This window comes from Pseudomonas sp. M5 (assembly GCF_016907075.1).
In the GTDB taxonomy this organism is placed as follows: domain Bacteria; phylum Pseudomonadota; class Gammaproteobacteria; order Pseudomonadales; family Pseudomonadaceae; genus Aquipseudomonas; species Aquipseudomonas putida_E.
This window is the reverse complement of the sequence record NZ_JAFBBH010000001.1, coordinates 685,281-711,789: the sequence shown is the minus strand read 5'-3', so window position 1 is coordinate 711,789 and position 26,509 is coordinate 685,281. Positions and strand designations below refer to the sequence as shown.

17 protein-coding genes are annotated in these 26,509 nt (G+C 62.4%); 10 read left to right on the top strand and 7 right to left on the bottom strand.

Annotated elements, in window-relative coordinates:
• Positions 1–4: 4 nt before the first annotated feature.
• Complete coding sequence (gene mnxG / locus JOE27_RS03305; protein ID WP_204917851.1) at positions 5–5,902, bottom strand: manganese-oxidizing multicopper oxidase MnxG; 5,898 nt, start codon at positions 5,900–5,902, stop codon at positions 5–7.
• Positions 5,903–6,214: 312 nt separating this feature from the next.
• Between mnxG and JOE27_RS03300 the strand changes: the two genes are divergently transcribed.
• Positions 6,215–6,502 carry a hypothetical protein gene (locus JOE27_RS03300; RefSeq protein ID WP_161871970.1) on the top strand — a complete coding sequence of 96 codons (288 nt, stop codon included), beginning with the start codon at positions 6,215–6,217 and terminating at the stop codon, positions 6,500–6,502.
• Positions 6,503–6,581: 79 nt separating this feature from the next.
• Here the strand turns inward: JOE27_RS03300 and JOE27_RS03295 are convergent, their stop codons facing one another.
• The 3 genes from JOE27_RS03295 to JOE27_RS03285 all read right to left on the bottom strand — a co-directional run bounded on the left by JOE27_RS03295 (position 6,582) and on the right by JOE27_RS03285 (position 8,647).
• Positions 6,582–6,842 (bottom strand): DUF1652 domain-containing protein, encoded by a 261-nt coding sequence (locus tag JOE27_RS03295; RefSeq protein WP_046787672.1) that lies wholly within the window; start codon positions 6,840–6,842, stop codon positions 6,582–6,584.
• A gap of 281 nt (positions 6,843–7,123) precedes the next feature.
• Entirely contained in the window at positions 7,124–7,996 is an 873-nt protein-coding gene (locus JOE27_RS03290; protein WP_204917850.1) for an alpha/beta hydrolase, read from the bottom strand.
• Positions 7,997–8,017: 21 nt separating this feature from the next.
• On the bottom strand, positions 8,018–8,647 hold the full coding sequence (locus JOE27_RS03285) for a LysE family translocator (RefSeq protein ID WP_174141504.1): 630 nt from the start codon (positions 8,645–8,647) through the stop codon (positions 8,018–8,020).
• Positions 8,648–8,775: 128 nt separating this feature from the next.
• Between JOE27_RS03285 and JOE27_RS03280 the strand changes: the two genes are divergently transcribed.
• Positions 8,776–9,255, top strand: coding sequence for a GNAT family N-acetyltransferase (locus JOE27_RS03280; RefSeq protein ID WP_204917848.1), 480 nt, complete (start codon positions 8,776–8,778; stop codon positions 9,253–9,255).
• A gap of 139 nt (positions 9,256–9,394) precedes the next feature.
• Here the strand turns inward: JOE27_RS03280 and JOE27_RS03275 are convergent, their stop codons facing one another.
• The gene (locus tag JOE27_RS03275; protein ID WP_204920610.1) at positions 9,395–10,516 is read right to left on the bottom strand and encodes an MFS transporter; all 1,122 of its coding nucleotides are present in this window, start codon (positions 10,514–10,516) and stop codon (positions 9,395–9,397) included.
• Positions 10,517–10,746: 230 nt separating this feature from the next.
• On the opposite strand from JOE27_RS03275, the gene mexE reads away from it, so the two are divergent.
• The 5 genes from mexE to JOE27_RS03250 all read left to right on the top strand — a co-directional run bounded on the left by mexE (position 10,747) and on the right by JOE27_RS03250 (position 19,554).
• Positions 10,747–11,988: a multidrug efflux RND transporter periplasmic adaptor subunit MexE gene (mexE, locus tag JOE27_RS03270; protein ID WP_115275000.1), complete on the top strand. Its 1,242-nt coding sequence runs from the start codon at positions 10,747–10,749 to the stop codon at positions 11,986–11,988.
• Positions 11,989–12,000: 12 nt separating this feature from the next.
• Positions 12,001–15,180: an efflux RND transporter permease subunit gene (locus JOE27_RS03265; RefSeq protein ID WP_012314307.1), complete on the top strand. Its 3,180-nt coding sequence runs from the start codon at positions 12,001–12,003 to the stop codon at positions 15,178–15,180.
• Positions 15,177–16,592 (top strand): TolC family protein, encoded by a 1,416-nt coding sequence (locus tag JOE27_RS03260; RefSeq protein ID WP_115275002.1) that lies wholly within the window; start codon positions 15,177–15,179, stop codon positions 16,590–16,592. Before JOE27_RS03265 ends, JOE27_RS03260 begins: the two co-directional genes overlap by 4 nt.
• Before the next feature lie 200 nt (positions 16,593–16,792).
• Positions 16,793–17,848 (top strand): tetratricopeptide repeat protein, encoded by a 1,056-nt coding sequence (locus tag JOE27_RS03255; RefSeq protein WP_204917846.1) that lies wholly within the window; start codon positions 16,793–16,795, stop codon positions 17,846–17,848.
• A gap of 92 nt (positions 17,849–17,940) precedes the next feature.
• Positions 17,941–19,554 (top strand): response regulator, encoded by a 1,614-nt coding sequence (locus JOE27_RS03250; protein WP_119688950.1) that lies wholly within the window; start codon positions 17,941–17,943, stop codon positions 19,552–19,554.
• Between the two features lie 5 nt (positions 19,555–19,559).
• Here JOE27_RS03250 and JOE27_RS03245 read toward each other — a convergent pair whose 3' ends face one another.
• Positions 19,560–21,548 (bottom strand): ATP-binding protein, encoded by a 1,989-nt coding sequence (locus tag JOE27_RS03245; protein ID WP_204917844.1) that lies wholly within the window; start codon positions 21,546–21,548, stop codon positions 19,560–19,562.
• Positions 21,549–21,882: 334 nt separating this feature from the next.
• Between JOE27_RS03245 and JOE27_RS03240 the strand changes: the two genes are divergently transcribed.
• Together JOE27_RS03240 and JOE27_RS03235 are read left to right on the top strand one after the other, a co-directional pair.
• Positions 21,883–22,566 carry a type 1 glutamine amidotransferase domain-containing protein gene (locus JOE27_RS03240; protein WP_204917842.1) on the top strand — a complete coding sequence of 228 codons (684 nt, stop codon included), beginning with the start codon at positions 21,883–21,885 and terminating at the stop codon, positions 22,564–22,566.
• A gap of 134 nt (positions 22,567–22,700) precedes the next feature.
• Positions 22,701–23,507 carry a CSS-motif domain-containing protein gene (locus tag JOE27_RS03235; protein WP_115275007.1) on the top strand — a complete coding sequence of 269 codons (807 nt, stop codon included), beginning with the start codon at positions 22,701–22,703 and terminating at the stop codon, positions 23,505–23,507.
• Between the two features lie 16 nt (positions 23,508–23,523).
• Here the strand turns inward: JOE27_RS03235 and hppD are convergent, their stop codons facing one another.
• Positions 23,524–24,600: a 4-hydroxyphenylpyruvate dioxygenase gene (hppD, locus tag JOE27_RS03230; protein WP_046787683.1), complete on the bottom strand. Its 1,077-nt coding sequence runs from the start codon at positions 24,598–24,600 to the stop codon at positions 23,524–23,526.
• A 297-nt stretch (positions 24,601–24,897) separates the two neighbouring features.
• On the opposite strand from hppD, the gene JOE27_RS03225 reads away from it, so the two are divergent.
• On the top strand, positions 24,898–26,484 hold the full coding sequence (locus JOE27_RS03225) for an EAL domain-containing protein (RefSeq protein ID WP_196998084.1): 1,587 nt from the start codon (positions 24,898–24,900) through the stop codon (positions 26,482–26,484).
• The last annotated feature ends 25 nt before the right edge of the window (positions 26,485–26,509 follow it).

Here is a 26,509-nt window from a genome sequence, read left to right as displayed (position 1 = left end):
TTTCTTATTGTGCCGGCGCCGTTGCCGGCGGTGCGTCGTCGGTAACCCGCAGAATCCCCCACAGCCCCGAGGTATTGCCGTAGGCGGCGTAGTCTCGGAACAGATAGTCGCCCGGCACCGCGTTGGCGCCCCCGGCGCTGGGCAACATGAAGCTGAAGTGCGCGGCGGGCAGCACGCTCTCCTGGGCACCGATGTACATCGACATCGGGTTGTAGCCAAAGCGCACCGACCCGATACCAGGCTGCTTCATCGGGTAGCCGTCGAGGTCGTTTTTCTCGGCCTGGTAGGCATGCAGTGGCCACAGGTGCCCGTCAAGCTGGTAGGTGATGCCACGGCTGCCGCCACTGGGCATCACCACATGGTTGCGCACGGGTTGACCGGGTTTGGCATACAGCACCGGAGTTTGCGGGTCGCTGCCCACCAGGGCATTGCTGTAGGCCATGTGCGCGTTGGGTACATCAGCGAAGCCAAAGCCATCGGCACGGCCAAACGGAGCGTCCGGTGCCAGGCCGAAGCGCAACCACAGCGGCTCGGTCTTGTAGTTGATGGCCATGTTGCCGTTGTCTTTGGGGTCACCTGGCACACCGTTGCCTTCGGTGGCGATACCCTCCACCGGGCGGCCGTCGGCCCAACGCATGTTCAGCGCACGCTGCCAGACGGTGACGAAGTCGCGGTAGTCCGGCTGGCCACTGACCTTGACCGTGGCCTGGGCCCGGCTGGCCGCGTCCTCGGTGAAGGTCGCGGTCTGCGGCAGGATGCTCATGGCGCCCACCAGGCCTTTCTGCGGTTGCTTGATGACATCCGCCGGGGTGAGGTTGAGGGCGCCGAACTCGATTGCCGTGGTGCGGATGTTGTCCACCGTGCGGCCCAGTTGCAGCACCGGCTTGCCTTCACGCTCCAGGTGCCCGGCATAGTACTGGTACACCCTGGTCGGGTAGGCACCACTGTTACCGCTGCGCGGCGGTACGGTCTGCTCCGGGTTGAGGCCGACGTTGACGCCATCGGACTTGGTGATGTCATAGGCCAGCAGCTGTGCGTGCAGGCCAACGTGGCTGGAGGGCCGTATCAGGTTGTTGTTGAAGGCGGTAGCGCCTTCGCTGTCATTGCGGTCGCGCTTGACCACGTTCTGCATCACCGCCGTGCTGGGCAGGTCCGGCATCACCAGCGGCAGGCGGTTCTCCAGGGTGATGCTTATGCAGTCGCCGGCATTGGCGCGCAGCACCAGAGGCTCGACCGGCACCCCGGCCTTGAGCTTGCCGGTGCTGGTATCCAGGTCGGCCTTGCGCACGTACAGCACTGCGGTCGGGTCGTGCAGTGGCGCGCTGTGCCCGCCAACGGTGAAGGTGGTGCCATCCTCCTCGTCGGTCACCGTCACCTGCGGGATGCTGGTGGTACGGCTGTTGAACACCAGGGTGCCGCCATTGGCCTTCAGCGGGCCGCCGACGTGCTGGCCGATACCGGCCGGATCGTTGATGCTGACACCGTTGCGGTTTTCGAGGATGTCGTTGGCCAGCGCGGCAACGATTTCGTAGTTGCGCTTGACCGTTGGCCGGCTGCCGACGCCGCTGGGATTGGCCGTGGTTCTCGGGCAGATGCCATCGAAGTTGATGGTGTTGCGCATGGCCACCGGCTGCGGGTTGTTCGGCAGCGCGAACAGGTCGGCACGTTGCGTGGTGTAGTTGCGCATGACGCCCCAGATACCGTTCCAGTAGCCTTCCAGGGCCGCGTCCAGCGAATACAGGTAGTCGCCATTGGTGGCCGCGGAGCTGGAGATCATCGACACCGGCGCCAGGAAGCCCAGCTGCTCGGATATGCCGATCATCTGCGAGGCCTTCCACCCCGAGTTGGAGCTACTGCCGTAGCCGGTACCGTTCTGCAGCCATTTGACGCCGTGCATCGTGACGTTGTGCTCCTCCTCGTAGCCGCCAGCGTGCATACGCAACCGCACGTTGTCGCCAGAGTAGGTGCGCAGCATCGGGGTGAACGGGTCGCCTGGCTCGCTGCCTGCCGTGTTGATGTGCGGCGGGAACAAGGTGGTGCCACCCGTCGGGCCGACCGCGGAGTTGATCGCCGAGGGCGCCAGGTTCATGGCCGGGATGGCACGGTCGGTCCGGCTCTGCAGGGCATATCCCAGGTCGCCACCGAGGCCGTCGGCCTGCATGCCGCGTTTGCCGTCCGGCGCGACCTTGTTCGGGTCGAACACGCGCAAGGCCAACGGCTCGTTGCGGTAGTTGACGACGAACATGCCCGGATCATCCACGGAGATCGCCTGTGGGCATGGCCGGGTCGGGCAACCGGGATTGAGGCCACCGCGCGATTCGACGATCGACTCCAGCAGGTTCGAGGCCTTCTGCCGCACGGGTGGGTTGATGGCGTAGCGGAAGCTGTCGGCCGTGGCTGGATAGGCCTGGGCGTTGGGCACCCCATCGGGACCGGCGCCCACATACACGCCGGCTTCATAGGCATGCTGGAAGTCGCTGTACTCAAGGAAGAACTCGCGATAGCTGTCGTTCTTGCCATCACCGTCGTTGTCGCCGGTACTGATCACCGCCTGCCACGAGGTCGGGCCACCGTCCTGGCGCAGTGCAGGGTTGTACAGCTGCTCGCCGGTTTCGGCGTGGTGCCAGGTGGAGCCGGCAGGCTCGGCCAGTACAGTGGCATACAGGCCCAACTGCTGGTGGGTCGATGGGCCGAAGTGGTCATGGGTGAAGATGGTGCCGAGGCCGCGGTCGACGTTGTGCACGTTGACCAGCGGGTCAGCGAACCAGCGCTGCATGGCTGTGCGCGCGCCCACCCAGTCGGCCCGGCCAAAGCGGCCGAAGTACGGGTGCAGCTTGGCCGTCGGGCAGGCGGCAGTGCCGTCGCGGCTGTCGCCCTGTGAACAGCCATTGAAAGCACGGATGGCGTTCACACGTTCCACCACGCTGCCGGGCGAGAGGACACCGTCCTCGTAGTTCCAGCCGTTGGCCGAACCGTCGGCTGCGGTCAGGTCCCACTTGGGCAGGTGGATGTGCTGGCCGATCACATCGGTCGGTGTACGCACCTGGTAGTCGTCCATTTCGTAGAACGCCGGGATCAGGTTGGTCTGCTGGTACATGGTGCAGTCGAAGGTGTTCATGCGCATCACCAGCGGCTCTGGCGGGCGCTGCTTGGTGATCACCGGCCAGGCGTCTTCCCACAGCGCAAGGATGCGCGCCTGCGGGAAGTGATAGCCGACCTTGTTGTACACCGCGTCGAACTGGATGTTGGCCGCCTTGTAGATGCGAGGGCGGTCGGCAGTGAACGTGGAGGCACCGCGGAAGTTGATACCACTCAGGCTCTCGCCGCTGAAATATTCGCCCGTGGACGAGGCCTGGGTAAGGCGTTTGCCGCGGTCGTCCATGCAGGGTTCGAAGAAGGGGGCGCCGGCGGTTGGCAGTGCACCATTGGTGCGAAACGCCTTGGCCACCGGTTGGCTGCCAGGGATCAGGGCAAAGCTTGGGTGCTCGGCCTTGGCGTGGAACTGCATGGCAGCCTGCTCGACGTCGGTGCCCTCTTCGGGTAGGTAGATCGGCTTGGCCTTTTCTACCACCTTGGAAAAATCAAGTTTGGTGGTGGTGGTCACGGCCTCACCCCCAGCGGACACACCATCGAGCGCATGGCGGCCCAAGCCGCCGTCCCAACCGTCGACCTGGTTGCCATCGAGGTTGGCCCACAGTGCTGCGCCGCTGTCCTTGAGCTGGCGTGCCATGGCCGGGTCGAGCATATCCAGCGGCGGGGTCGGCGGACGCTGGCCGACACTGCTTTCCATACCGCCGATCCAGAAGGGGTAACCTGGGTTTTTCAGGGTGCCGTCAGCGTTGCGGTTGGTTTCGCTGCGGTCGACCAGCGCCAGCGAGCCTACAGCCTTGGCTGCGCCTGGCGCATCGCTGTGATCGTCATCGCCGTGCTCTGGGTCTTCGTGATCATCTTCATCTTCGGCGATCAGCTCTTGAGCCAGTTTCGGCACGACCACGACCTTGCCCGGCATCGGCGCCATGGCTTTGCCTGGCAGCGGCACGATCGCCGGGATCGGCGTACCTGCGATGATTTCGCCGTCCGGCAGCGCCCGTGCGCCGGCCGCCGGCTTGCCGCTGCGCAAGGCGAATGGCGTGTCATGGAAGCCATTCTCACCCTGCCCGCTGACTTCCAGGCGGGTGCCCTCTTCGAACACATCGTGCACCCGCCACATGGCCCACATGCCTTGGGCGAAGTGCGGATAGAAGTGGCAATGGTAGATGGCATCACCCGCCACACGGTTACGGTTACCCGAGCCACCATTGGCGATCTCGTAGGTGTACCCCACACCTGGGCCTATGCCCTGGGCGTCGATGTAGTCGGAGTTGTCGTCATTGGGGTTGAACAGCCACTGGTGGCCGTGCAGGTGGAAAATGTGTTGCTCATGGCCGTTGTGGGTGTTGCGGAACTTGGTGAAGTCGCCAATGTAGCTGTGGTGCACGTTGGCAGGCTCCGACGGGTACAGGGCCATGCTGGCCTTGACGCCAATGGCGTTTGCCGGTGGGGTTTCGCCTGGGCGAATGTGTTCCAGGCCGATGTTGGCCGGCACATCCACCAGGGTGCCGATATCACCCACGGTGTGCGCGCTGAGGAAGAACTCTTCATAGGCGCAGGACAGGCAATCATGCATCGGCCCGACCCCCAGGCGGTTTGCCACGACTTCCGCGCCCATGCCCCCCGAGCCGTAGTTGATCATGAACGCGTCGCGCGCAGGCTCCAGCACATGCCCCATCACCGGGTCGGCCCAGTAGCCGGGGAAGGCCTGGGTGGCCGCCACTTCATCAGCGAACTGGGAGGCGAAATCGCGGAACGCTTCCAAGCGGTTGGGCAAGGCCGGGTTGCGCTTGTTGATGCTTTCCAGTGGGTAGGTGGAACGCGGGAAGCTGCCGTCCGGGTTGGGCCCCATGACAATGGCGTCGGTTTCACTGCTGAGGATTTCGTTGCCGTCGACCATCGCGATGATCGGCTTGCCGGCCTTGCCTTCGGCTATCCACGGCTCAACTTGTGGGTAGCGGGCCTCGTAGTCGACCACGGGCTGGCCGGTGGCGGCACGGCCGGTACTGGCCAGGCGCATTTCCTCTTCGGTCAGGGTGTTTCGATAGGTGCGCCCACCTTTGGGCACCACCACCACCTGGCCAAAAAGGCCATTGGCTACGTTGCCGGCGTTGCCCTGGCCGCCGAACGTGGCACCCTGGCTGGTGGCGGCGAAGGCACCTTCGCGCTCGGCGTAGAGGGTGTAGCTGCGGGTAGCGCCCGGGGCGATCAGGAAGTTGCCATTGCGGCCGGTGTTGGCGGCAATGTCGCCGATGCTGTTGACGGCCTGAAGGCCGTTGACCTGAAAGCCGACGTGGCGATCAGTGACCTGCTCGTCGGCGACGAAGTGCTCGCCCCCGTCATTCTCCACTTCTGCAGCTTCTTCGGCTTCTTCGGCTTCATCGCCTTCTTCGGCCTCTTCTCCCTCTACACCTTCGAACTCGTTCTCATCATGGTCGATACCGTGTTTGTTGGGATTGGCCTGATAAGCCAACAGGTTGGTCAGGTTGACCGTCAGGCAATCACCGGCGGCAACCCGCAGCACGATGGGACGTGGGCGTTTGTCCGGGCGCAGGGTCACCTTGCCCGGCACTGCGGCGCCCCCCTTGCTCAAGGGTACCAAGTGCTCGTCCACCACATCCTGACGCAGGGCGAACATCATGCCGTTGGCGTTTTGCGCGCCAAGGCGGTTGAACATCAGTGGCTGGTCCAGGGCGATCACGTTGGCCACCAAGGTGCGCTGGCATTGCACAGCCGCCTCGCTGGTCGCTGTCCAGCCCAGCAGGGCGAGTACAAGTGATGTGAGGACGGGGCCTTTGTTGGGGGTCGACATGCTGCACCTCCGGGACACAGGAACTGTGCAAGAGGGTCAGCAAGGTGTATGCCAGAAGCAAATATCCTTTTTATTCAATGGATTGGGCGATCAATCGAACCGGATTGGGGTGGATTCCCCGCTGCGCCCCCACATCAGGGGATGGTATTCGTTGTCATTGCGGGGGGTGTGGGTCACCAGAAAATGGGGTATTCATGGTTTGCCGCAGGGGTGGGTGAACGACCTGTAAACAGGCCCCATAAAAAGTTGAACGTCCGCACTCAGTTGCTTTCCACATGCTGATCGACGTCAACTTCCAGGAGCCCCGCAACGATGAAGATGCCCGGCCGTGCCCCCAACGCCAACGTGCAACTGGACTATGTGCGCGACACGCTGTTCGGCCCGATTGCCATGAGCGTTGAATGCCAGTGCCAACTCGCTGCACTGAACGTGCAGGGGCGCCCTGCCCTGCGCCTGCACATCTGCCCGCCGCTTCCGGACAAAGTCGAGCGGGCGCACAGCGTGGCCTTCGTGTGGGATGGCCGCAGTTACCATGGTGTGGTCCGTGACCAAGGCAAGTGTGGTGATGGCGGGCTGAACCTGCTGGTGGAGCTGCAATGAGCCGATCAACGACGGCGAGGTCGGCTGACGGCAGAATATGGCGCCCGGCCAGCTTCGGCTGACCGGTACCCCTGGGTGGTCAGGCGATCGCCTTCAGCGACGCTGGCTGGCTATCACGCAGCGCATGCAACTGGTCAACCAGTTTCACCACGTCACGGCAACTGTTCAGGTTCTGCAATGGAACGCCTGTAAGCGTCACACCCTGCTCCATGTTTGGCCCCTGACCCAAGCGAATGGTCAGGCTTGTGCCATCCAGGCAACTCACTTCACAAAGATCAGGCAGGCAGGCCTGTTCGATCAGTTGGCGCATTTCCAGCATCGAAACACCTATCAACGACATGTTAAGACCCTCTCTTGAGTGGATGGCCTGTTTATCGGAGTACGCCTTTGGCAGGCAGGGTGCCAATTGATAATGCCCATGCCCGGGCGGCCGTCCATGCGCCGGGGCAATTGATGATGCGCAAGATCAACTAGCACCTTAGTGGAAGAACCGGCAAGCCCTCTTACCGTTCGATCCAATCGAGGCACTTCACGACAGGCGGTCAGCGCTGGCGACCGCGTGGCGGGTAGCGCATAAACAGTGCCAATGACGTCGAGCGCCCCCGCCCATGTGATCGTTGCTCAGCCTTTGAGGTGGTCCAGTACCTGTTGCGCCGCCGCGGCCGGATCCTCCTGCATGAAGCAGTGACCTCCGGCGACCTGACGAGCCTGGACCCTGGGGTTGATCGCGGCCAGCCGCTGCACCGAATGTGGCACGAAGGGATAGGTCTGTTCGCCATACAGCACCCGGGTTGGCGCCTGAATGGCGGCAAGATGCGCCCACATGCGCGTCGGGAAGGAACTGAAAATCTCAACTTCACGGCTGGGCCGGCACTTGAGCACCACGCCCTCACCGCAATCGCCGATGGCATGCTCGATGTAGGCCTGCAGCGCCGCATCGCTCCAGCCCTTGAAGATGCCCCGCCCCTGCAGCGAAGCCGTTGCCGCTTCGCGGTCGGGCCAATGGCTGCGGCGGTTGGCGGCCTTGCGCGCCAGGGCATGCTGGCGGTGCAGGCCCACCAGCGCAGCAGCCCCCATGACCCCGATCATGCGCCGGCTGAACAATACCGGGTCAAGCAATACGGCGCGCTCGAACAACCCAGGCCTGCTGGCCAGGATCAGCCCGGTGAGCACGCCGCCAAAGCTGTGCCCCAGTGCATAGCGAGGTACGTCGCCATACTCGCCACGGCCCGCTTCGAAAGCCTCCACTGCCAACTCAGCCGTGCGGTTCCAGCCGCGGAACACACCGCCATGGTCACTGTCGCCATGCCCCTGAACATCACTGAGCCACAGGTCGAAGTGCTCGCCAAGGCGCGCCAGCAGCGGCTGGTAGGCCAGGCAGCAGAAGCCATTGCCGTGCAAGAAATGCAGCAGCGGCTTGCCGCTGGCCGGCGAGCGCCAGCCGCGCAAGGTGAAACCTTCGGAGCATTGGTGAGACCAGGGAATCAACTGCATCGGTTTGCCGTACTCTACGCGTTACGAAAACGCCGATTCTACAAACAGCAGCGGGTAAAGCGATATCACTAGCAGCAAGGCCATCAGGACATTGAACAGCATCAGCCAACGCGGGTTCTGCAGCAGGTTGCGCAGCGCACTGCCAAACATCACCCACACGCCGACGCTGGGCAGATTGACCAAGGCGAACACAGCCGCGATGACGATCACGTTCATCACATAGCCCTGGGCCGGTGTGTAGGTGGTGATCGCCCCTACCGCCATCACCCACGCTTTGGGGTTGACCCACTGGAACGCTGCTGCCCCCCAGAAGCCCAGAGGCTTGCGGGCATTGGACGAATCGGCGCTCAACGGCCCGGAGGTGGCGATCTTCCAAGCCAGGTAGAGCAAATAGGCGGCGCCCACGTAACGCAGCACGGTGTACAACGCAGGCCAGGCCTTGAACACCTCGCCAAGGCCCAGGCCAACGGCCAGGACCAGGACCATGAAACCGATGCTGATGCCCAGGGCGTGAGGGATGGAGCGACGCACGCCAAAGTTCACCCCTGATGCCAACAGCATGGTGTTGTTGGGGCCTGGGGTTATCGAGGAAACGAAGGCAAACAGCATAAAGGCCATCAGCAGGTCGAAAGAGGCGAGCATGGCAGGCATTCCAGAATCGTTATTAGTGCTGTCACACTACGGCAGTCGCCTTCCGCACAACCGGTACAGTTACATTAAATTACGCAGATACACATGACTGTATCGATACGACGCACTGCTTTCCAAGGAAGCCCAGCATGAGCCTTATCATTCGCCCCGCAGTACGCGCTGACGCCGCACAGATCCTTGCATTCATCACCGAACTGGCCGAGTACGAGCGTGCGCGCCATGAAGTGATCGCCACCCTTGCCGATATCGAGCACAGCCTGTTCGATGAAGGCAGTACGGTCCACAGCCTGATCTGCGAACGCGATGGCCAGGCAGTGGGGTTTGCCGTGTATTTCTACAGCTATTCGACGTGGCTGGGGCGCAACGGTATTTACCTGGAAGACCTGTACATCACGCCTGAGCAGCGCGGTGGCGGCGCGGGCCGCGACCTGCTGCGGCATATTGCCCGCGAAGCCGTGGAGAACCGCTGCGGGCGGCTGGAGTGGAGTGTGCTGGACTGGAATGAACCGGCGATCGGCTTCTACAAATCGCTCGGGGCCGAGCCGCAGGATGAATGGGTGCGGTACCGGCTGGATGGGGACAAACTGCTGCAGTTTGCCCGCGGTTGATCGGTAACCTGTGTGGGCTTGCCGGCGATGCAGACGCTGCGGTGCAGGGCACCGGCTTCGCCGGTGATCGCCGGCAAGCCGGCTCCTACAGGTACCCCGCTGCTCTCAAGCTCAGCGCAAACCCAGTGGGAGCCGCCCGTCACGCGCCGCTGCGCACCCGTTGCATCACCGCGCCCACCAGCACCACATTGACCAGCGCCAACAGGCACAAGGTCACCAGCACCCCCATCGCGCCAAAGTGCTCGAACAGGTAGCCCCCCACCAGCGGCGTCAACGCTTGGCCGATCAGCGATGGCCGCGACATGCGCCCCATCAACAGCACGTATTGCGCAGGCGGCATCATCGCCAAGGGCAACAGCCCGCGCACGATCGCCCGCAAGCCATTACCACAACCGAACACCAGCAGGCCCACGGCCGTGGCCGCCGGCACCAGCGTGACCAGCAGCAGGCCGACCAGCACCAGGCTGACCCAAGCCAAGGCCGTCCAGACCGGATGGCGCTGGCCGGCCAGAATCTGCAACACCCTGGAGGCCACCTGGCTGGGGCCGAGCATCGCCGCCAGGCCAATTGCCACCGGCAGCGAGTGCCCAAGGCCCTGGAGCACAGCCACCAGTTGCACGGCAATTACTGTCATGATGATCGCGCCAATAGCGAACATGCTGGTCAACAGCAGATAAAGCTGGCGATCGACCCCGATCGCGTTGCCTTGATCCTGTGCCTTGCGCACCTCCACCCGCCCCCCGGCCGGCAACACTCGCCAATACAAAGGCGCCACCACCACCAGCAGCACGAGCGCATAGCAGGCGCAGGTGGTGCGCCAGCCCAGGTGTTCGATGGCCAAGGCCACTGTCGGCCAGGACAGGGTCGAAGCGAAGCCGGCGATCAGGGTGATGCCCGTGATTGCCTTGCCCGCACCCTCGCCATACAACCCGCCAAGGGTGGCGAACAGTGCCTCGTACAGCCCCATTGCCATGCCGACCCCGATCACCGCCCAGGCCAGCAGGAACAGCCCCAGCCCTTGGCTGACGGCCATGAGCAGCAAGCCAATCGCGACCACGGCGCCACTGGCGGCCATCTGCGGACGGCCACCGTAGCGTGCAACCAGGCGGCTGGACAGCGGGGCAAGCAGCGCCGAGACCATCAAGCTCAGCGATAGCGCACCGTACACCCACTGGCTGGGCCATCCAGTGTCGCGGCTGATGGGCTCGGCCATCACAGCCATGAGGAAGAACGAACCGCCCCAGACCAGTATTTGCAGGATGCCTAGGCAGACGATGCCAAAGGGCCCGGGGAGTTGAGGGGAGCTGTTCACTATCGGGCCTTGGGTCACATGCGCGGGAGGATCAAAGCTGGCACCCTACCATGCCCGCCATCGATGAAATATCCCGACATATCATTGCGCGTGATAATAACCTTCGCTGCGTTCGATTCGTGCGTCACGCGCAAGGCACTCACACTCCGCCCACTACTAATACTTTGGCGGAGTTCTCCATGGACCACTCACTCAAACCCTTGCGCTTCCCCCTCGCTGCCCTGGCAGTGGTGGTGCTCAGCGCTTGTGGCCGCACCCCAGATGCCGTGCAGGCTCCCGCCGCGCCCAAGGTCACCGTCGCCAAGGTGATCGAGCAGCCGATCAACGAATGGGACGAATTCACTGGCCGCCTCGAGGCCCCGGAAACCGTCGAAGTGCGCCCGCGCGTGTCCGGCCAGATCGACCTGGTGGGCTTCACCGAAGGCGCCCAGGTCAAGAAAGGCGACCTGCTGTTCCAGATCGATCCACGCCCGTTCCAGGCTGAAGTGCGCCGCCTCGAAGCCCAGTTGCAACAGGCCAAGGCGACCGCCATCCGCAGCGCCAATGAAGCTCGCCGTGGCGAGCGTCTGCGTGACAGCAACGCCATCTCCGCCGAGCTTGCCGAGTCGCGCAGCAGCGCTGCCGCCGAGGCCCGCGCCGGGGTCGATGCGATCCAGGCCGAGCTTGACCTGGCCCGCCTGAACCTCAGCTTCACCCGCGTCACCGCGCCGATCAGCGGCCGTGTCAGCCGCGCCCAGTACACCGCCGGCAACATCGTCACTGCCGATGTCACGCCACTGACCAGCGTGGTCTCCACCGACAAGGTCTATGCCTACTTCGATACCGACGAGCGCGTGTACCTCAAGTACACCCAGCTGGCGCGTGAAGGCCAGCGCGGCCAGGCCACCCCGGTCTACCTGGGCCTGACCAACGAAACCGGCAACCCGCATCTGGGCCACATGAACTTCGTCGACAACCAGGTCAACCCGCGCACCGGCACCATCCGTGGCCGCGCCGTGTTCGACAACCGCGACGGCCAGTTCACCCCTGGCCTGTATGCCCGCCTGAAACTGGTGGGCAGCGCCCAGTACGACGCGGTACTGATCAACGATGAAGCCGTGGGCACTGACCTTGGCAAGAAGTTCGTACTGGTCATGGACAAGGACAACAAGGCGACCTACCGCACCGTGGAACTGGGGCCCAAGCTCGAAGGCCTGCGTATCGTACGCAGCGGCCTGGGCAAGGATGACCGCATCGTGGTCAAGGGCCTGCAGCGGGTACGCCCTGGCTCGCCAGTCACCCCGCAAGAAACGCCCATGGCCAGCGAGCAGACCCTCGCCGCCCTCGCCCAGCAGCGCCAGGCTCTGGAAGCCAGCAACCCGGCGCCGAAGGTTGCCGGCACCCATGCAAAAGTCGCCGGCGCCCAAGCGCCGCGCGGTTAAGGGACAACACCGATGAACTTTTCGAAATTCTTCATTACCCGGCCGATCTTCGCCGCGGTGCTGTCGCTGGTGCTGCTGATCGCGGGTTCCATCTCGCTGTTCCAGTTGCCGATCAGTGAATACCCGGAAGTGGTGCCGCCTACCGTGGTGGTGCGCGCCAACTTCCCGGGTGCCAACCCCAAGGTGATCGGCGAAACCGTCGCCGCACCGCTGGAGCAGGCCATCACCGGTGTCGAGAACATGTTGTACATGTCCTCGCAATCCACTGCCGATGGCAAGCTCACCCTGACCATCACCTTCGCCCTGGGCACCGACCTGGACAACGCGCAGGTGCAGGTACAGAACCGTGTCACGCGCACCCAGCCCAAGCTGCCGGAAGAAGTGACCCGTATCGGTATCACCGTCGACAAGGCTTCGCCCGACCTGACCATGGTGGTGCACCTGACTTCGCCGGACAACCGCTACGACATGCTCTACCTGTCCAACTACGCCATCCTCAACATCAAGGATGAACTGGCGCGCCTGGGCGGCGTGGGCGATGTGCAACTGTTCGGCATGGGCGACTACTCGCTGCGGGTGTGGCTCGACCCGAACAAGACCGCTTCGCGCAACCTGACCGCCGGTGACGTGGTCGCGGCCATCCGCGAACAGAACCGCCAGGTTGCCGCGGGCCAGCTGGGTGCCCCGCCCGCCCCCGGTTCGACCAGCTTCCAGCTGTCGATCAACACCCAGGGCCGGCTGGTGAACGAGGAAGAGTTCGAGAACATCATCATCCGCGCCGGTGCCGATGGCGAAATCACTCGCCTGAAGGACATCGCCCGGGTCGAGCTGGGCTCCAGCCAGTACGCCCTGCGCTCGCTGCTGAACAACCAGCCGGCGGTGGCCATTCCGATCTTCCAGCGCCCGGGCTCAAATGCCATCGAGATCTCCGACGAAGTACGGGCGAAGATGGCCGAGCTGAAGAAAGACTTCCCTGAAGGCATGGACTACAGCATCGTCTATGACCCGACCATCTTCGTGCGCGGCTCCATCGAAGCGGTGGTGCACACCCTGTTCGAAGCGCTGGTGCTGGTGGTGCTGGTGGTGATCCTGTTCCTGCAGACCTGGCGCGCCTCGATCATCCCGCTGCTGGCTGTGCCGGTATCGCTGATCGGTACCTTCGCGGTGATGCACCTGTTCGGCTTCTCGCTCAACGCCCTGTCGCTGTTCGGGCTGGTATTGGCCATCGGTATCGTGGTGGACGACGCCATCGTCGTGGTGGAGAACGTCGAACGCAACATCGGGCTGGGCCTCAAACCGCTGGAGGCCACGCAAAAGGCAATGGGCGAAGTGACCGGGCCGATCATCGCCACCGCCCTGGTGCTGTGCGCAGTGTTCGTGCCCGCCGCGTTCATCTCCGGGCTTACCGGGCAGTTCTACAAACAGTTCGCCCTGACCATCGCCATCTCGACCGTGATTTCGGCGTTCAACTCGCTGACCCTGTCGCCGGCCCTGGCCGCCGTGCTGCTCAAGGACCACCACGCACCTAAGGATCGCTTCTCGCGGCTGCTGGAAAAACTGCTGGGCAGCTGGCTGTTCGCCCCGTTCAACCGCTTCTTCGACCGCGCCAGCCACAGTTACGTCGGTGGCGTGCGCCGGGTCATCCGCTCAAGCGGCATCGCCCTGTTCGTCTATGCCGGTCTGATGGGCCTGACCTACCTGGGTTTCTCGTCCACCCCGACCGGTTTCGTGCCAGCGCAGGACAAGCAGTACCTGGTGGCGTTCGCCCAGTTGCCTGACGCCGCCAGCCTCGACCGCACCGAGGCGGTGATCAAGCGCATGAGCGAAATCGCCCTGAAGCAACCCGGCGTGGCCGACTCGGTAGCCTTCCCGGGCCTGTCGATCAACGGTTTCACCAACAGCCCCAACAGCGGCATCGTGTTCACCCCGCTCAAGCCGTTCGATGAGCGCAAGGACCCGAGCCAGTCGGCAGCGGCCATCGCTGCGGCGTTGAACGCCCAGTTCGCCGACATCCAGGATGCCTACATCGCGATCTTCCCCCCACCGCCAGTACAAGGCCTGGGCACCATCGGCGGCTTCCGCCTGCAGATCGAAGACCGTGGCAACCTGGGCTACGAAGCGCTGTACAAGGAAACCCAGAACATCATCGCCAAGAGCCACAACGTGCCGGAGCTGGCTGGCCTGTTCACCAGTTACCAGGTGAACGTGCCGCAGGTCGATGCGGCCATCGACCGGGAAAAGGCCAAGACCCACGGCGTGGCGATCACCGACATCTTCGACACCCTGCAGGTTTACCTGGGCTCGCTGTACACCAACGACTTCAACCGCTTCGGCCGCACCTACCAGGTCAACGTCCAGGCTGAGCAGCAGTTCCGCCTCGATGCCGAGCAGATCGGCCAGTTGAAGGTGCGCAACAACCTGGGCGAGATGATCCCGCTGGCGACCTTCCTGAAGGTCAGCGACACCTCCGGGCCTGATCGCGTGATGCACTACAACGGCTTCATCACTGCGGAAATCAACGGCGCGGCTGCCCCGGGCTACAGTTCCGGCCAGGCCGAAGCGGCCATCGAGAAACTGCTGAACGAGGAACTGCCCAACGGCATGACCTTCGAGTGGACCGACCTGACCTACCAGCAGATCCTCTCCGGCAACACCGCGCTGCTGGTGTTCCCGCTGTGCGTGCTGCTGGCGTTCCTGGTGCTGGCGGCCCAATACGAAAGCTGGAGCCTGCCGCTGGCGGTGATCCTGATCGTGCCGATGACCTTGCTGTCGGCGATTACCGGAGTGATCGTCTCCGGTGGCGACAACAACATCTTCACCCAGATCGGTTTGATCGTACTGGTGGGCCTGGCGTGCAAGAACGCCATCCTTATCGTCGAGTTCGCCAAGGACGAACAGGCCAAGGGCCTCGACCCGCTGGCTGCGGTGCTGGAAGCCTGCCGCCTGCGCCTGCGGCCGATCCTGATGACCTCGATTGCGTTCATCATGGGCGTGGTGCCGCTAGTGTTCTCCTCCGGTGCCGGCTCGGAAATGCGCCATGCGATGGGCGTCGCGGTGTTCTCGGGGATGATCGGCGTGACCGTGTTCGGCCTGTTCCTGACACCGGTGTTCTTCTTCCTGATTCGCCGTTTCGTCGAACGTCGCCAGGCCCGCAAGGCCGAACGCGTTCAATCGCTGGAGAACCACGCATGAAGCTGCTCAAACCCCTGACCCCGAGCCTGCTGGCCCTGGCCCTGGCGGCCTGCGCGGTAGGCCCGGACTACAAAGCGCCGGACACTGAGCCTGCGCGTTTGGCCAGCGACGTGCAGGCCAAGGCCTTCGACCGTAGCCGCTTCGAAAGCGTGTGGTGGAAGCAGTTCGATGACCCGGTACTCAACCAGTTGGTGCAGGCTTCGCTGGACGGCAACCGCGACCTGCGCGTGGCCTTTGCACGGCTCAAGTCGGCGCGGGCGATCCGCGATGATGCCGCCAATGACCAGTTGCCGGTGGTCACCAGCCGCGCCAGCAGTGAGATCGGCAAGGGCCAGGTACCCGGCCAGACCGATCAACGGGTCAACAGCGAGCGTTACGACCTGGGCCTGGACATGGCCTGGGAGCTCGACCTGTTCGGCCGTATCCAGCGCCAGATCGAGGCCAGCGACGCTCAGGCAGCGGCCGCCCAGGCCGACCTGCAACAGCTGCAGGTCAGCCTGATCGCCGAACTGGTCGATGCCTATGGCCAACTGCGGGGTGCACAACTGCGCGAGAAGATCGCCGTGGCCAACCTCAAGACCCAGCAGGAGTCGCGCAGCATCACGGTGACCCTGCGCGACGCCGGGGTCGGCAACGAGCTCGATGTGGTGCGCGCCGACGCCCGCCTGGCCGGGGTCGAAGCCACCGTGCCACAACTGCAGGCCGAGCAGGCACGGGCTCGCCACCGGATTGCCACCCTGCTCGGCCAGCGCCCGGATGCCCTGAGCGTGGACCTCTCGCCCAAGGCCTTGCCGGCTATCGCCAAGGCCCTGCCGGTGGGCGATCCGGGGGAGCTGCTGCGCCGCCGCCCGGATATCCGTAGTGCCGAGCGCCAACTGGCCGCAGCCACCGCCAATGTGGGCGTGGCGACTGCCGACCTGTTCCCGCGGGTGAGCCTGAGCGGCTTTTTAGGCTTTACCGCGGCGCGCGGTTCGCAGATCGGTTCGTCGGCAGCCAACGCCTGGGGGCTGGGGCCAAGCATCACTTGGGCTGCGTTCGATCTGGGCAGCGTGCGGGCCCGACTGCGCGGTGCCAAAGCCGATGCCGAAGGGGCCTTGGCCAACTATGAGCAACAGGTACTGCTGGCCTTGGAAGAGTCGGCCAACGCCTTCAGCGACTATGACAAGACCCAGCAGCGGCTGCTGTCGCTGATGCGCCAGAGCGAGGCCAGCCGCAAGGCGGCTGACCTGGCTTCGGTGCGTTACCGCGAAGGTACGGTGGATTATCTGGTGCTGCTCGATGCCGAGCGTGAGCGGCTGAGCGCCGAAGATGCACAGGCGCAGGGCGAGGTTGACCTGTATCGCGGCATTGTCTCGATCTACAAGGCGCTGGGCGGCGGCTGGCAGCCGGACTCGGTGGCCAGCGTGCGCTGATTTCCCACTTTTTAAACGACTCCTTTGGTTGGCTCCTCCCCCAACCGTTTGCCCCGCTGGCCTTGGCTTGCGGGGCTTTTTTTGGTTTGTTTACAGGTCGCTGATGGTGCGGCCGGGCGCATGCCTTGATTGCTGTGCTGCCCTTGCAGCCCACGCCAATCTGCCCCAAGCTTCCACTTCCCCTGCCATGGCCCCCTCCGATGCCCACACGCCACCGCTACCTGATCGCTGCTTTACTGCTGATTCTGGTATCAGTCGGCATCACCTACCTGCGCCGCGATACCCCGCCAGCACAACCGACACTACCCCCGCACAGCTACGCCAAAGCCCTGCGCCAGGCGCATGAAGGCCAACCGGGCGCTGCGCGGGTGCTCTACCAGCAACTGCAACGCAACGACCTGGCGCCGATCCGCCGCGCAGCCCTGTACGCAGAGCTGCCCAACTACCCCTCGCCACAAGCGCTGAAACTGGCCCGCATGGACCTGGAAAACGATGAGCCCTTGGTCCGTCGCGCGGCCATCGCCAGCATCCGCCGCCTGCTGCCCGCCGCACAACGCAGCCTGGTTCTTGGCCCCCTGCTCGATGATGACGAGCAAAGCGTACGCTTTGCCGCCGTCGATGCCTTGCTTGGCCTGGACCCCGACGCCATTGGTCTGTACTTCGGCCCACTGCAGGCGGCACTGGAGCAATACCAGCAAACGCTGGAAAAACAACCTGAGGATGCGGCGGCCCAGGTGCACCTGGCACGCCTGTATCTGCATGAGAATGACTACACCGAGGCCGCAGCCGCCCTGCACCGCAGCCTTGCATCAAATCCGGACAACCTCGACGCCCTGGCGACCCAGGTACGCTTGCTCGAACGTCAAGGCCATCACGACCAGTCCCGGCAGGTACTGGCCCAGGCACTGGCGCTGCGACCGGATTCGGCCTTCCTGCAACACGAACTGGGGCGCTGGCTGATCCGCCATGGCCAGCGCGAATTCGCCCTGCTCGCGTTGTCCCGCGCGGTCGAGCTGGAGCCGGACAATGCCGACTATCGCTATAACCTGGCAGTGACCCTGCACGACCTGGAACAGTCCGATGCAGCGCAAAAGCAGCTTGAAACCCTGCTCAGCCGGCAACCGGCCAACCGGCGGGCACGGGTGTTGCTGATTCGATACTGGAAAGAAACAGGTCAATTGCAGAACGTTCAGGTGCTGCTTGCCGAACTGGAGCGGCAAAACCCGGATGACCCATTTCTGCAGCAAGGACTTTAGATACGTTGAACCCTGGGGGTTTGCCTGCGGTCCAGTGGGTAACGGACCACTCACGGCTTGGCCAGGCATGGCAGCCCTTAAGGAGAATCACATTGGCCAGCTCGCTGTCGCTGGACGAACGTGCCTTGATTCTGGCACCCAGGCAACTTGCCACGCACACCTCGACGTTTCTGACGAGCGCTGGCATCGATTGCGTGTGTTCGCGCGACATCACCCATCTGCGGGACGGGCTGGACAGAGGCGCAGGCTTGCTGGTCGTCGACGAACACACGCTCAACAGCAGCCAAAATGAACTGCTGCAGGCTTTTATCGACCAGCAACCGCCCTGGTCGGACCTCCCCATCGTGCTGCTCACGCAAACCCCACAAGCCTCAGCCAGCCCCTGTACGCCCGCCGACCATCCACTGGGTAACCTGACACTGCTGGCTATTCCGTTCGAAGATGAACAGTTGCTTGAACTGATCAAGTTGGCGCTGCGTCAACGTCGCCGGCAATACCTGGCTCGCGACCAGTTAGTCGATCTGCAGCAACGCCTGGATGGACACAGCGAGGCACAGCACAGCACCGAGCAGGCTATGCACCAGACCCGCAAGATGGACGCCATCGGGCAATTGGCCGGGGGGGTGGCTCACGATTTCAATAATCTGCTGACCAGTATCGGGGGGAGCTTCGAACTGATCGACAGGCGGTTGAAACAAGGCAGCACCAAGGGGCTGGAAGGCCTGCTCAGCAGGGGGCAGGAAGCCGTTTCGCGTGCAGCGCGCCTCACCCATCGGCTGTTGGCGTTTTCGTCCCGACAATCGCTGCACAGCCGTCGCATCGACTTACGGGCGCTGCTGCAGCCACAACGGCTGGAGGCCGTACTGCAGCATGGCGTATTACTGCAACTGCAAATACCTGAACACACCTGGCCAGTGGCCGGCGACGACACACAATTGCAAGAAGCCGTGGACAACCTGCTGCTCAATGCCTGCGAAGCCATGCCCAACGGTGGCAAGGTGCGTGTAGAAGCCAGCAATCGAGAGGTAGCAGCGACGCAGTTCGCCGATGGCAGCCTGGCGGTGGGCGACTATACGTGCCTGAGCGTCACTGACGAAGGCCAAGGCATGTCGCAGAGCACGCTCGAACATGCCTTCGAGCCGTTCTTCAGCACCAAGCCGGTGGGCCAAGGTATCGGCCTGGGCCTTTCGATGGTCTACGGCTTCAGCAAACAGTCCCAGGGGCATGTGGTACTGCATAGCCAGATAGGCCAAGGTACCCGCGTGGACCTTTACCTGCCGCGCCACCTGGAGCAGGAGCAAACCCAGGTGCAAGCAGCCCCACCACGTTCACAGGGTGGCGGCCGCACGGTACTGGTGGTCGAGGATGATCCGGATGTGCGCCAGTTGTTGTGCCAGACCCTGCAGGAGCAGGGTTTCCCGTGTTGCAGTGCCTGCAATGCCAGTGAGGCCCTGCAGGTATTGCGCTCATCCAAGGCAATCGACCTGCTGGTCAGTGACGTTGGCCTGCCGGGGATGAACGGGCGGCAACTGGCAGAGATCGCCCGTACCTTGCACCCTCACCTGCCCATATTGTTCATCACTGGCTACACCGAAACGGCAATGGCCCGGGAGGGTTTTCTCGGTGCCGGCATGCAACTGATGTGCAAACCATTCGAACTGGCGCAATTTCATGCCCGAGTAATGCAGATTCTCGGTGAGACCTGACGGGCTCAGTCGTCCAGCAACAGCAGTGCCTGGTTGGCCAAGGTCGACAATTCAAAGGGTTTGATCAGCAGCGCCGTGCCTGGCACTTGCAACAGGCCAGGTTCCAGCGGTTGATCGGTATAGCCGGTGATGAACAGCATCTTCTGGCAAGGGTTGACCGTACGCATGACCTTGGCCAATTGCTGCCCACTGAAGCCTTCAGGTAGCCCGATGTCGGTGATGACCAGATCGTACGGGCCATCGTGACGAAAGCGCTCCATCGCGGTATTGGCGTCGGCCACATCACTCACCGTAAAACCTCGCTCGCGCAGATACTCGCCCATGACCGTGCGCAGGTTATGCTCGTCGTCGATCAACAACACACGCCGCCCACTGGCCAGGGAAACCTGGGGCATCGCCGCAGCAGGCGTTTGCGGTATCGCTTCCAGGCATCGGGGGAAGAGCATGCAGACCTTCGTACCTTGGCCCGGTGACGACTCGATCCATACGTAACCGCCAGATTGGCCGACGAAGCCATGCACCATCGCCAGCCCCATCCCTGAGCCGCGCCCAGTGGGCTTGGTGGTAAAAAATGGCTCGAAGGCCTTGGCCACATCCTTGGCCGGCATGCCATGGCCATCGTCCATGATCTGCAAGCCAAGATAGTCACCTGGCGCCAGACCGCCCTCTTCAGGGAAGGCCGAGGCCAGCCTGGTGTTGATCGTGCGAATCGCAACGTTGCCGCGGCCCAGGCAGGCTTCTCGCGCATTGGCGCACAGGTTGATCAGGCTGCTTTCCAATTGGCCGACATCCAGACACACGGTCCATGGGTCGACATCCAGTTCCCAGGACAAACTCATTTCAGTGCCAACTGCATGGCGCAACATCGGTTCCATGGCAGCCAGGTGGCGGTTCATGTCCAGCGGTGCCGGGGCCAAAGGCTGATGGCGGGAGAAAACCAACAGGCGGTGGGTCAGGTTCATGGCCCGCTGCACCGAGTCGCGCGCCAACGCCACGTAACTGTCAATACGCTCCATGCGCCCCTGGCTCAAACGCCGCTGCAACAATTCAAGGCTGCCGCCAATACCCGACAACAGGTTGTTCATCTCATGGGCCATGCCCCCGGCCAGATGACCGACCACCTCCAGCCTCTGGGTGTTGCGCAGCAGGACCTGAGACTGACGCATGGCCGCCTCACGGTCGCCTGTAATGTCTCGCCCAACGGCAGTCAGCACCGAGCCGTCGAAGCTGCCACTCCAGTGGAACCAGCGGTAATGCCCGTCGACATGGCGCACACGTGTTTCGAGCTCTGCAGGCCCTCTGTCGTTGACGAAATCGATTGCAGCCGCTTCAACTTCATCCCTGTCGGCCGGATGAACCAGTTCCAGGATCGACATGCCCCGCACCTCAACCTCGCTCCAGCCCAGGGCGCGATGCCAGGCCGGGTTGGCTGCCAGCATCTTCAGGTCCAGGCTCACGGTGATCATGGCATCGCGCGACAGGCGCCACATGTAGTCGCGGTCAGCCATGTATCGCGCTATCTGACGCTCGAATGTCTGCGCCTGCTCGCGCCACTTGCCATGTGCGGTCACACCGGCGGAGCTCTGGATCACGGTGTGAAGCATACCTACAACTTCATGGTGCTCGTCACGGATTGGCGCATAACTGAAGACGTACCACGCCTGCCCCCCCGTCTTTGCGCACTTGATCTCATAAGGCTGATCATCGACAAAACTGGTACCACCCTGCAGTGCCTTGAACACCCATGGACCGATATCGTCCCAAACGTTGCTCCACAACGAATCGAAGCGCCTGCCCAGTGCCTGATCCAGGCCACCCAGCAGCGCCACATAGGAATCGTTGTGAACAACGGTCATATTGGGCCCCCAGACCACGGCACTGGGGAAAGAGGAAAGGAGCATCATGTCGATCGCAATGCGCAACGAAGGCTCCCAGTGCGGCAAGGGCCCAAGGTCCGTATGCCGCCAGTCGAACTGCACGATCCTCTCCCTCATGCCACCAGCCGACTCTTTTGTAGGGGTCAGTAATACGCCGTTCGGCGAGGGATCGTAAGGTGTGCTGTTAGCGACCAAGGTGATGGTTCCACTGTTGCTCAAGACTGACGAAGTGATCCTGCATCATCGGCTCCCCGGTTAACTGCTGCAATAGGCCTTTGGCACCACGCCTGCACTCTGGCACCCAAGAGCGGGCAGTGCAAACAACATCGGCCAGCGCAGGAAGCAGCACAAGGCCACTCCCCATACGCTTGCCCGCAAACGCCAGCTATGCTCTATAGGCTTTGCGTGCCATGAGCTGACTTCCCGTTTGATTACAGGCAGGAGTGTAGTAATGAGCAAGAAAATTCTGGTGGTGCTGACCAATACCGCCAAATATCCGACCCTGAGCAGGGCAACCGGTTTATGGCTGGGTGAAGCCGTGCATTTTGTCGATGTGGTTCAGCAGGCAGGTTTTACGGTCGACTACGTCAGCCCCGGCGGCGGCTACGTGCCAATCGATCCGCACAGCCTGCAGATGGCCCCCGAGTTGGATTGGAGCTATTACAACGACAAGGCCTTCATGAACCGGCTGGGCGCCTCGCTAAGCCCCGGCCAGGTCACAGCAGACGAATACTGTGCCATCTATTACACCGGTGGCCATGGCGTTATGTGGGACTTCCCTGACAACCCGAAATTGCAGGAGCTGGCGCGCAAGATATACGAAAAGAATGGCGTTGTGGCCGCTGTCTGCCACGGGGTGGCAGGCCTGCTGAACATCAAGCTCAGCGATAACAAGTTGCTGCTCAAGGACAGCCAGGTCACCGGTTTTTCCAATACTGAAGAAAAGCTTGCCGAACTCGAGGAGGTGGTGCCGTTTCTCACCGAGAACGAACTGGGAGCACGAGGGGGTATTTACAGCAAGCATGATGATCCCTGGAAGCCTTTTGTAGTCTGTGACGGCCGCCTGATCACGGGACAAAACCCCGCCTCTACGCGTTTACTGGCAGAGAAGGTAATTCAGACGCTCAATGGGTAATCCTTCTTACGTCTCGACAATGCAAATCCTCAGTCAGACACGGTTGCGGATTACAGTAGGGGCACCCCTGAATACATAGGCTCTTCGGTCAACTGTCCATCCCGGACAACTCGGATCAGGAGGGCTGCAGTCCCATGTCAAAATTCAGGGTTCTCGGTCGCAGCATGATGGCGCTGCTGCTGACACTGGCGATCAGTTTGATACCTGTTGCGTCAGGCTTGATGGTGATGGTCTATCAGCATGACAACAAGCTCAAAGAGACGGCTCGCGTATCGTTGAAGGAAGCCATCTTTTCCATTGATATGTCCCTTAACCGCTTGCACGACGCTGCTTTGGTGGCAATGCCGCTGGCTGGCAGCGCTTGCGAGACAGCCAAGGCGCACCTGTTGAAACAGGTTCAAGACGTCCGTTACCTGCGAGCGCTGGCATTGACCACCGATGCCCGTATCTACTGTGACACTCTGGTTCCTCCCCGTGCGAAAAACAGGTTTGCGACTGGCTCCGAGGCACCGGTACAACTGATCTTCGATTCTCCTGCAGCGCCCAATGCAGTGCTTGTCGCCTACCAGCTTCGCCGCGAAAATCTGGGTGTGATAGCGTCAACCTACGGCATGGAGCTGCGCAACGAACTGCGTGCATTTCAAACCGGGCTGGTGTTGCTGCTGGAGTTCCAAGATTTTTACATCTGGGCAGATGGCGACAGCCGAGACCCTGCCCGCCCCTCTCAATCCGAGTTCTTCATGAGCGGGAAATCGGACAAGTACGGCTACACCGTGAAGGTCGGCTATCCCGACGGCTTTGCCGCTGATGAAAGGCGCCAGATGCTGATGCAGATCCTGCCGTCACTTGCGTTGATCGGCATCATCACCGGTTCGATCTTCTACTGGGGGCTGTTCAGGCAATGGGGTAAGCGTGACTGTACCGCCGCCCGAAAAGCATGACGGCGGTACACTTCACTTATTGAACGTCGAGCACGCCTCGGCGAACCTGGTCGCGTTCGATCGACTCGAACAGCGCCTTGAAGTTGCCTTCGCCAAAGCCGTCATCGCCTTTGCGCTGGATGAACTCGAAGAATACCGGCCCGAGCAGGGTTTCAGAGAAAATCTGCAGCAGCAGGCGCTTGTCGCCTGCCTCGGAAGCGCCGTCCAGGAGAATGCCGCGAGCCTGCAATTGGTCGACCGGTTCACCGTGCCCTGGCAGGCGCTCTTCGAGCATTTCGTAATAGGTCTGCGGCGGCGCAGTCATGAAGCGCATGCCGTAGCCCTTGAGCGCATCCCAGGTCTTGAGCAGGTCATCGGTGAGGAAGGCCACATGCTGGATGCCCTCACCGTTGAACTGCATCAGGAATTCTTCGATCTGCCCCGCCCCTTTGGACGATTCTTCATTGAGCGGGATGCGGATCATGCCATCCGGAGCGGTCATGGCCTTGGAGGTCAGGCCGGTGTACTCGCCCTTGATGTCGAAGTAACGAATCTCTCGGAAGTTGAAGAGTTTTTCGTAGAAGCCGGCCCAGTAAGCCATACGGCCGCGATACACGTTGTGGGTCAGGTGATCGATGATCTTCAGGCCTGCGCCCGCCGGGTGGCGGTCGACGCCTTCGATGAAGTTGAAATCGATGTCGTAGATCGAGCTGCCTTCTTCGAAGCGGTCGATCAGGTACAGCGGAGCGCCGCCGATGCCCTTGATCGCCGGCAGGCGCAGTTCCATCGGGCCGGTTTCGATCTCGACTGGCTGGGCGCCCAACTCCAGGGCACGGGCATAGGCTTCATGAGCGTTGCGTACCCGGAACGCCATACCGCACACCGACGGACCATGCTCGGCTGCAAAGTAGGAGGCGATGCTTTTCGGCTCGTTATTGAGAATAAGGTTGATGCCACCTTGACGATAAAGGTGCACGTCCTTGGAGCGGTGTGTCGCCACCTTGGTGAAACCGAGCATCTGGAACACCGGCTCCAGAACGCCAGGGGTTGGCGAAGCCAGTTCAATGAATTCAAAGCCCATCAGGCCCATAGGATTGTCGAAGATATCAGCCATGTTCGTGTCCTCATCTGCAGCGAAAATTATTGAGTGCGTGGGATGTGGTACGAAAATGGCGGCGAGCAGGGGATGCCGCGCACGCTTCTGGCGAGGAAGTCACCAATGATCAGCTTGAACCCTTGGTTTGTCATATAGTCCCATTCTCGGTGGGGTTGATCCTTCAATGAAGAAAGACCTTATTGTTGTAATCGTAAACCGATTCTACAGTGCGTAAATTTCTTTGTCGCGCATTAGTTCTCCGCCCGCGCCGACAAACGGCTATCCTCAGTCATTTCATGTAAAGATTACGCCAACATGCCCCTGCGCAGTAAAAGTCCCGCCCGCTGGAGCTGGCGCACCCTTCTCCCCTGGGGCGTTGGCATCTTGCCTCTGGCGTTCGGCCTGATCGTGATGAACTGGCAAATCGAGCGCGAACTGCGCGCCAGCAGCCAGGCCACCACGCGGCAAGTGGTCGAACAGGTCGAGCATATTCTCGACAGCCTTTCCGGTGCCGCTCAGGCCTTGCTGCCGTTGGCTGGCAGCCCGTGCGGGCAAGTCGAACTGGCCTTGCGTGGGCAAGTGACGCGCAACGCCTTTGTGCGTTCGACCAACCTGTTCCGGCAAGACACGCTGTACTGCACCTCTCTGTTCGGCGAGTTCGACGAGCCGGTAGACGCCCGCGACTACACCGATGGCAAGCTGTGGCTGATGGACGGCAATTCGGTGACACCCGGGCACCCGTTGCTGGTGTATCGGGCCAGTGACGGCGACCGAGGCGCCATCACCACCGTGGATGGCGACCATCTGCTGACCGCACTGCGCCTTATCGGCCCCAGCGAGGCGCTGCAATTGCGTGTCGGCACGGCGTGGATGGGCAAGGATGGCGTGGTGCATCAAGGCCTACCGCCCACCGCAGCCATTGGCGACGTGACGCTCGGATCGACGCACTACCCTTTCAGCGTTCACGGCGGTTATGCCGCCGACAAGCGAGGCGAAGTGCTGCGCAGCCGCTACCCGGCACTGCTCAGCTTGCTGCTGTTGCTCGGCATGGCGGCAGGTTGCGCATGCCGCTGGCAGATCCGCCGCGCCAACTCACCACGCGCCGAACTGCGCCGTGCGCTGGAAGCTGACGAGTTCCTGCCGTACTTCCAGCCGGTGGTGCGCAAAGGCGATTATCGCTGGGCTGGCGCCGAAGTGCTGATGCGCTGGAACCACCCGCACGAGGGCCTGGTGCGCCCCGACCTGTTCATTCCCTATGCCGAACACAGTGGCCAGATCGTCGACATGACCCGTGCGCTGATGCAGCACACGGCGCACAGCCTGGCGCCTTACGCTGCGTTGCTGGAAGACGGCTTCCATATCGGCATCAACATTACGGCCGATCACTGCCGTGACCTCGCCCTGATCGACGACTGCCGCTCATTCCTCGAGCACTTCCCCCCCGGGCGCGTGGTGCTGACGCTGGAGCTGACTGAACGCAAACTGATCGAGGCCACCGGGGTAACCCTCGAACTGTTCGAAAAACTCCACGAAATGGGCGTGATGATCGCACTGGATGACTTCGGCACCGGCCAGTCCAGCCTCAGTTATCTGCGCCAGTTCAAGGTCGACTACCTGAAAATCGACCAGAGCTTCGTGGCAATGATCGGAGGTGATGCACTGTCGCAACACATCCTTGACAGCATCATCGAGCTGTCGGCGAAGCTAGGCCTGGGCATCGTCGCCGAAGGCGTGGAAAGCGAAGTGCAGCGCGACTATCTGGCCCGTTATGGCGTGGATTTTCAGCAAGGCTATCTGTTCGCCAGGCCAATGCCGGCCGCGCAATTTCTTCAGGCACTGGCCACGCGCCCCGGCGTGAGACAGTTGCCGCATGACGCGGCCCCTGAGATCATGCGCGGCTGATCCAGCCGCCCATCCCGCTATTCGA

Excerpts from the sequence above, each read along its gene's own strand:
- JOE27_RS03225 (WP_196998084.1), top strand. The coding sequence starts at position 24,898 with ATGCCCCTGCGCAGTAAAAGTCCCGCCCGCTGGAGCTGGCGCACCCTT.
- JOE27_RS03290 (WP_204917850.1), bottom strand. The coding sequence starts at position 7,996 with ATGCAGTTGATTCCCTGGTCTCACCAATGCTCCGAAGGTTTCACCTTG.
- JOE27_RS03295 (WP_046787672.1), bottom strand. The coding sequence starts at position 6,842 with ATGTCGTTGATAGGTGTTTCGATGCTGGAAATGCGCCAACTGATCGAA.
- JOE27_RS03265 (WP_012314307.1), top strand. The coding sequence starts at position 12,001 with ATGAACTTTTCGAAATTCTTCATTACCCGGCCGATCTTCGCCGCGGTG.
- JOE27_RS03255 (WP_204917846.1), top strand. The coding sequence starts at position 16,793 with ATGCCCACACGCCACCGCTACCTGATCGCTGCTTTACTGCTGATTCTG.
- JOE27_RS03260 (WP_115275002.1), top strand. The coding sequence starts at position 15,177 with ATGAAGCTGCTCAAACCCCTGACCCCGAGCCTGCTGGCCCTGGCCCTG.
- mnxG (WP_204917851.1), bottom strand. The coding sequence starts at position 5,902 with ATGTCGACCCCCAACAAAGGCCCCGTCCTCACATCACTTGTACTCGCC.
- JOE27_RS03285 (WP_174141504.1), bottom strand. The coding sequence starts at position 8,647 with ATGCCTGCCATGCTCGCCTCTTTCGACCTGCTGATGGCCTTTATGCTG.
- JOE27_RS03280 (WP_204917848.1), top strand. The coding sequence starts at position 8,776 with ATGAGCCTTATCATTCGCCCCGCAGTACGCGCTGACGCCGCACAGATC.
- JOE27_RS03235 (WP_115275007.1), top strand. The coding sequence starts at position 22,701 with ATGTCAAAATTCAGGGTTCTCGGTCGCAGCATGATGGCGCTGCTGCTG.
- JOE27_RS03245 (WP_204917844.1), bottom strand. The coding sequence starts at position 21,548 with ATGAGGGAGAGGATCGTGCAGTTCGACTGGCGGCATACGGACCTTGGG.
- mexE (WP_115275000.1), top strand. The coding sequence starts at position 10,747 with ATGGACCACTCACTCAAACCCTTGCGCTTCCCCCTCGCTGCCCTGGCA.
- hppD (WP_046787683.1), bottom strand. The coding sequence starts at position 24,600 with ATGGCTGATATCTTCGACAATCCTATGGGCCTGATGGGCTTTGAATTC.
- JOE27_RS03300 (WP_161871970.1), top strand. The coding sequence starts at position 6,215 with ATGAAGATGCCCGGCCGTGCCCCCAACGCCAACGTGCAACTGGACTAT.
- JOE27_RS03240 (WP_204917842.1), top strand. The coding sequence starts at position 21,883 with ATGAGCAAGAAAATTCTGGTGGTGCTGACCAATACCGCCAAATATCCG.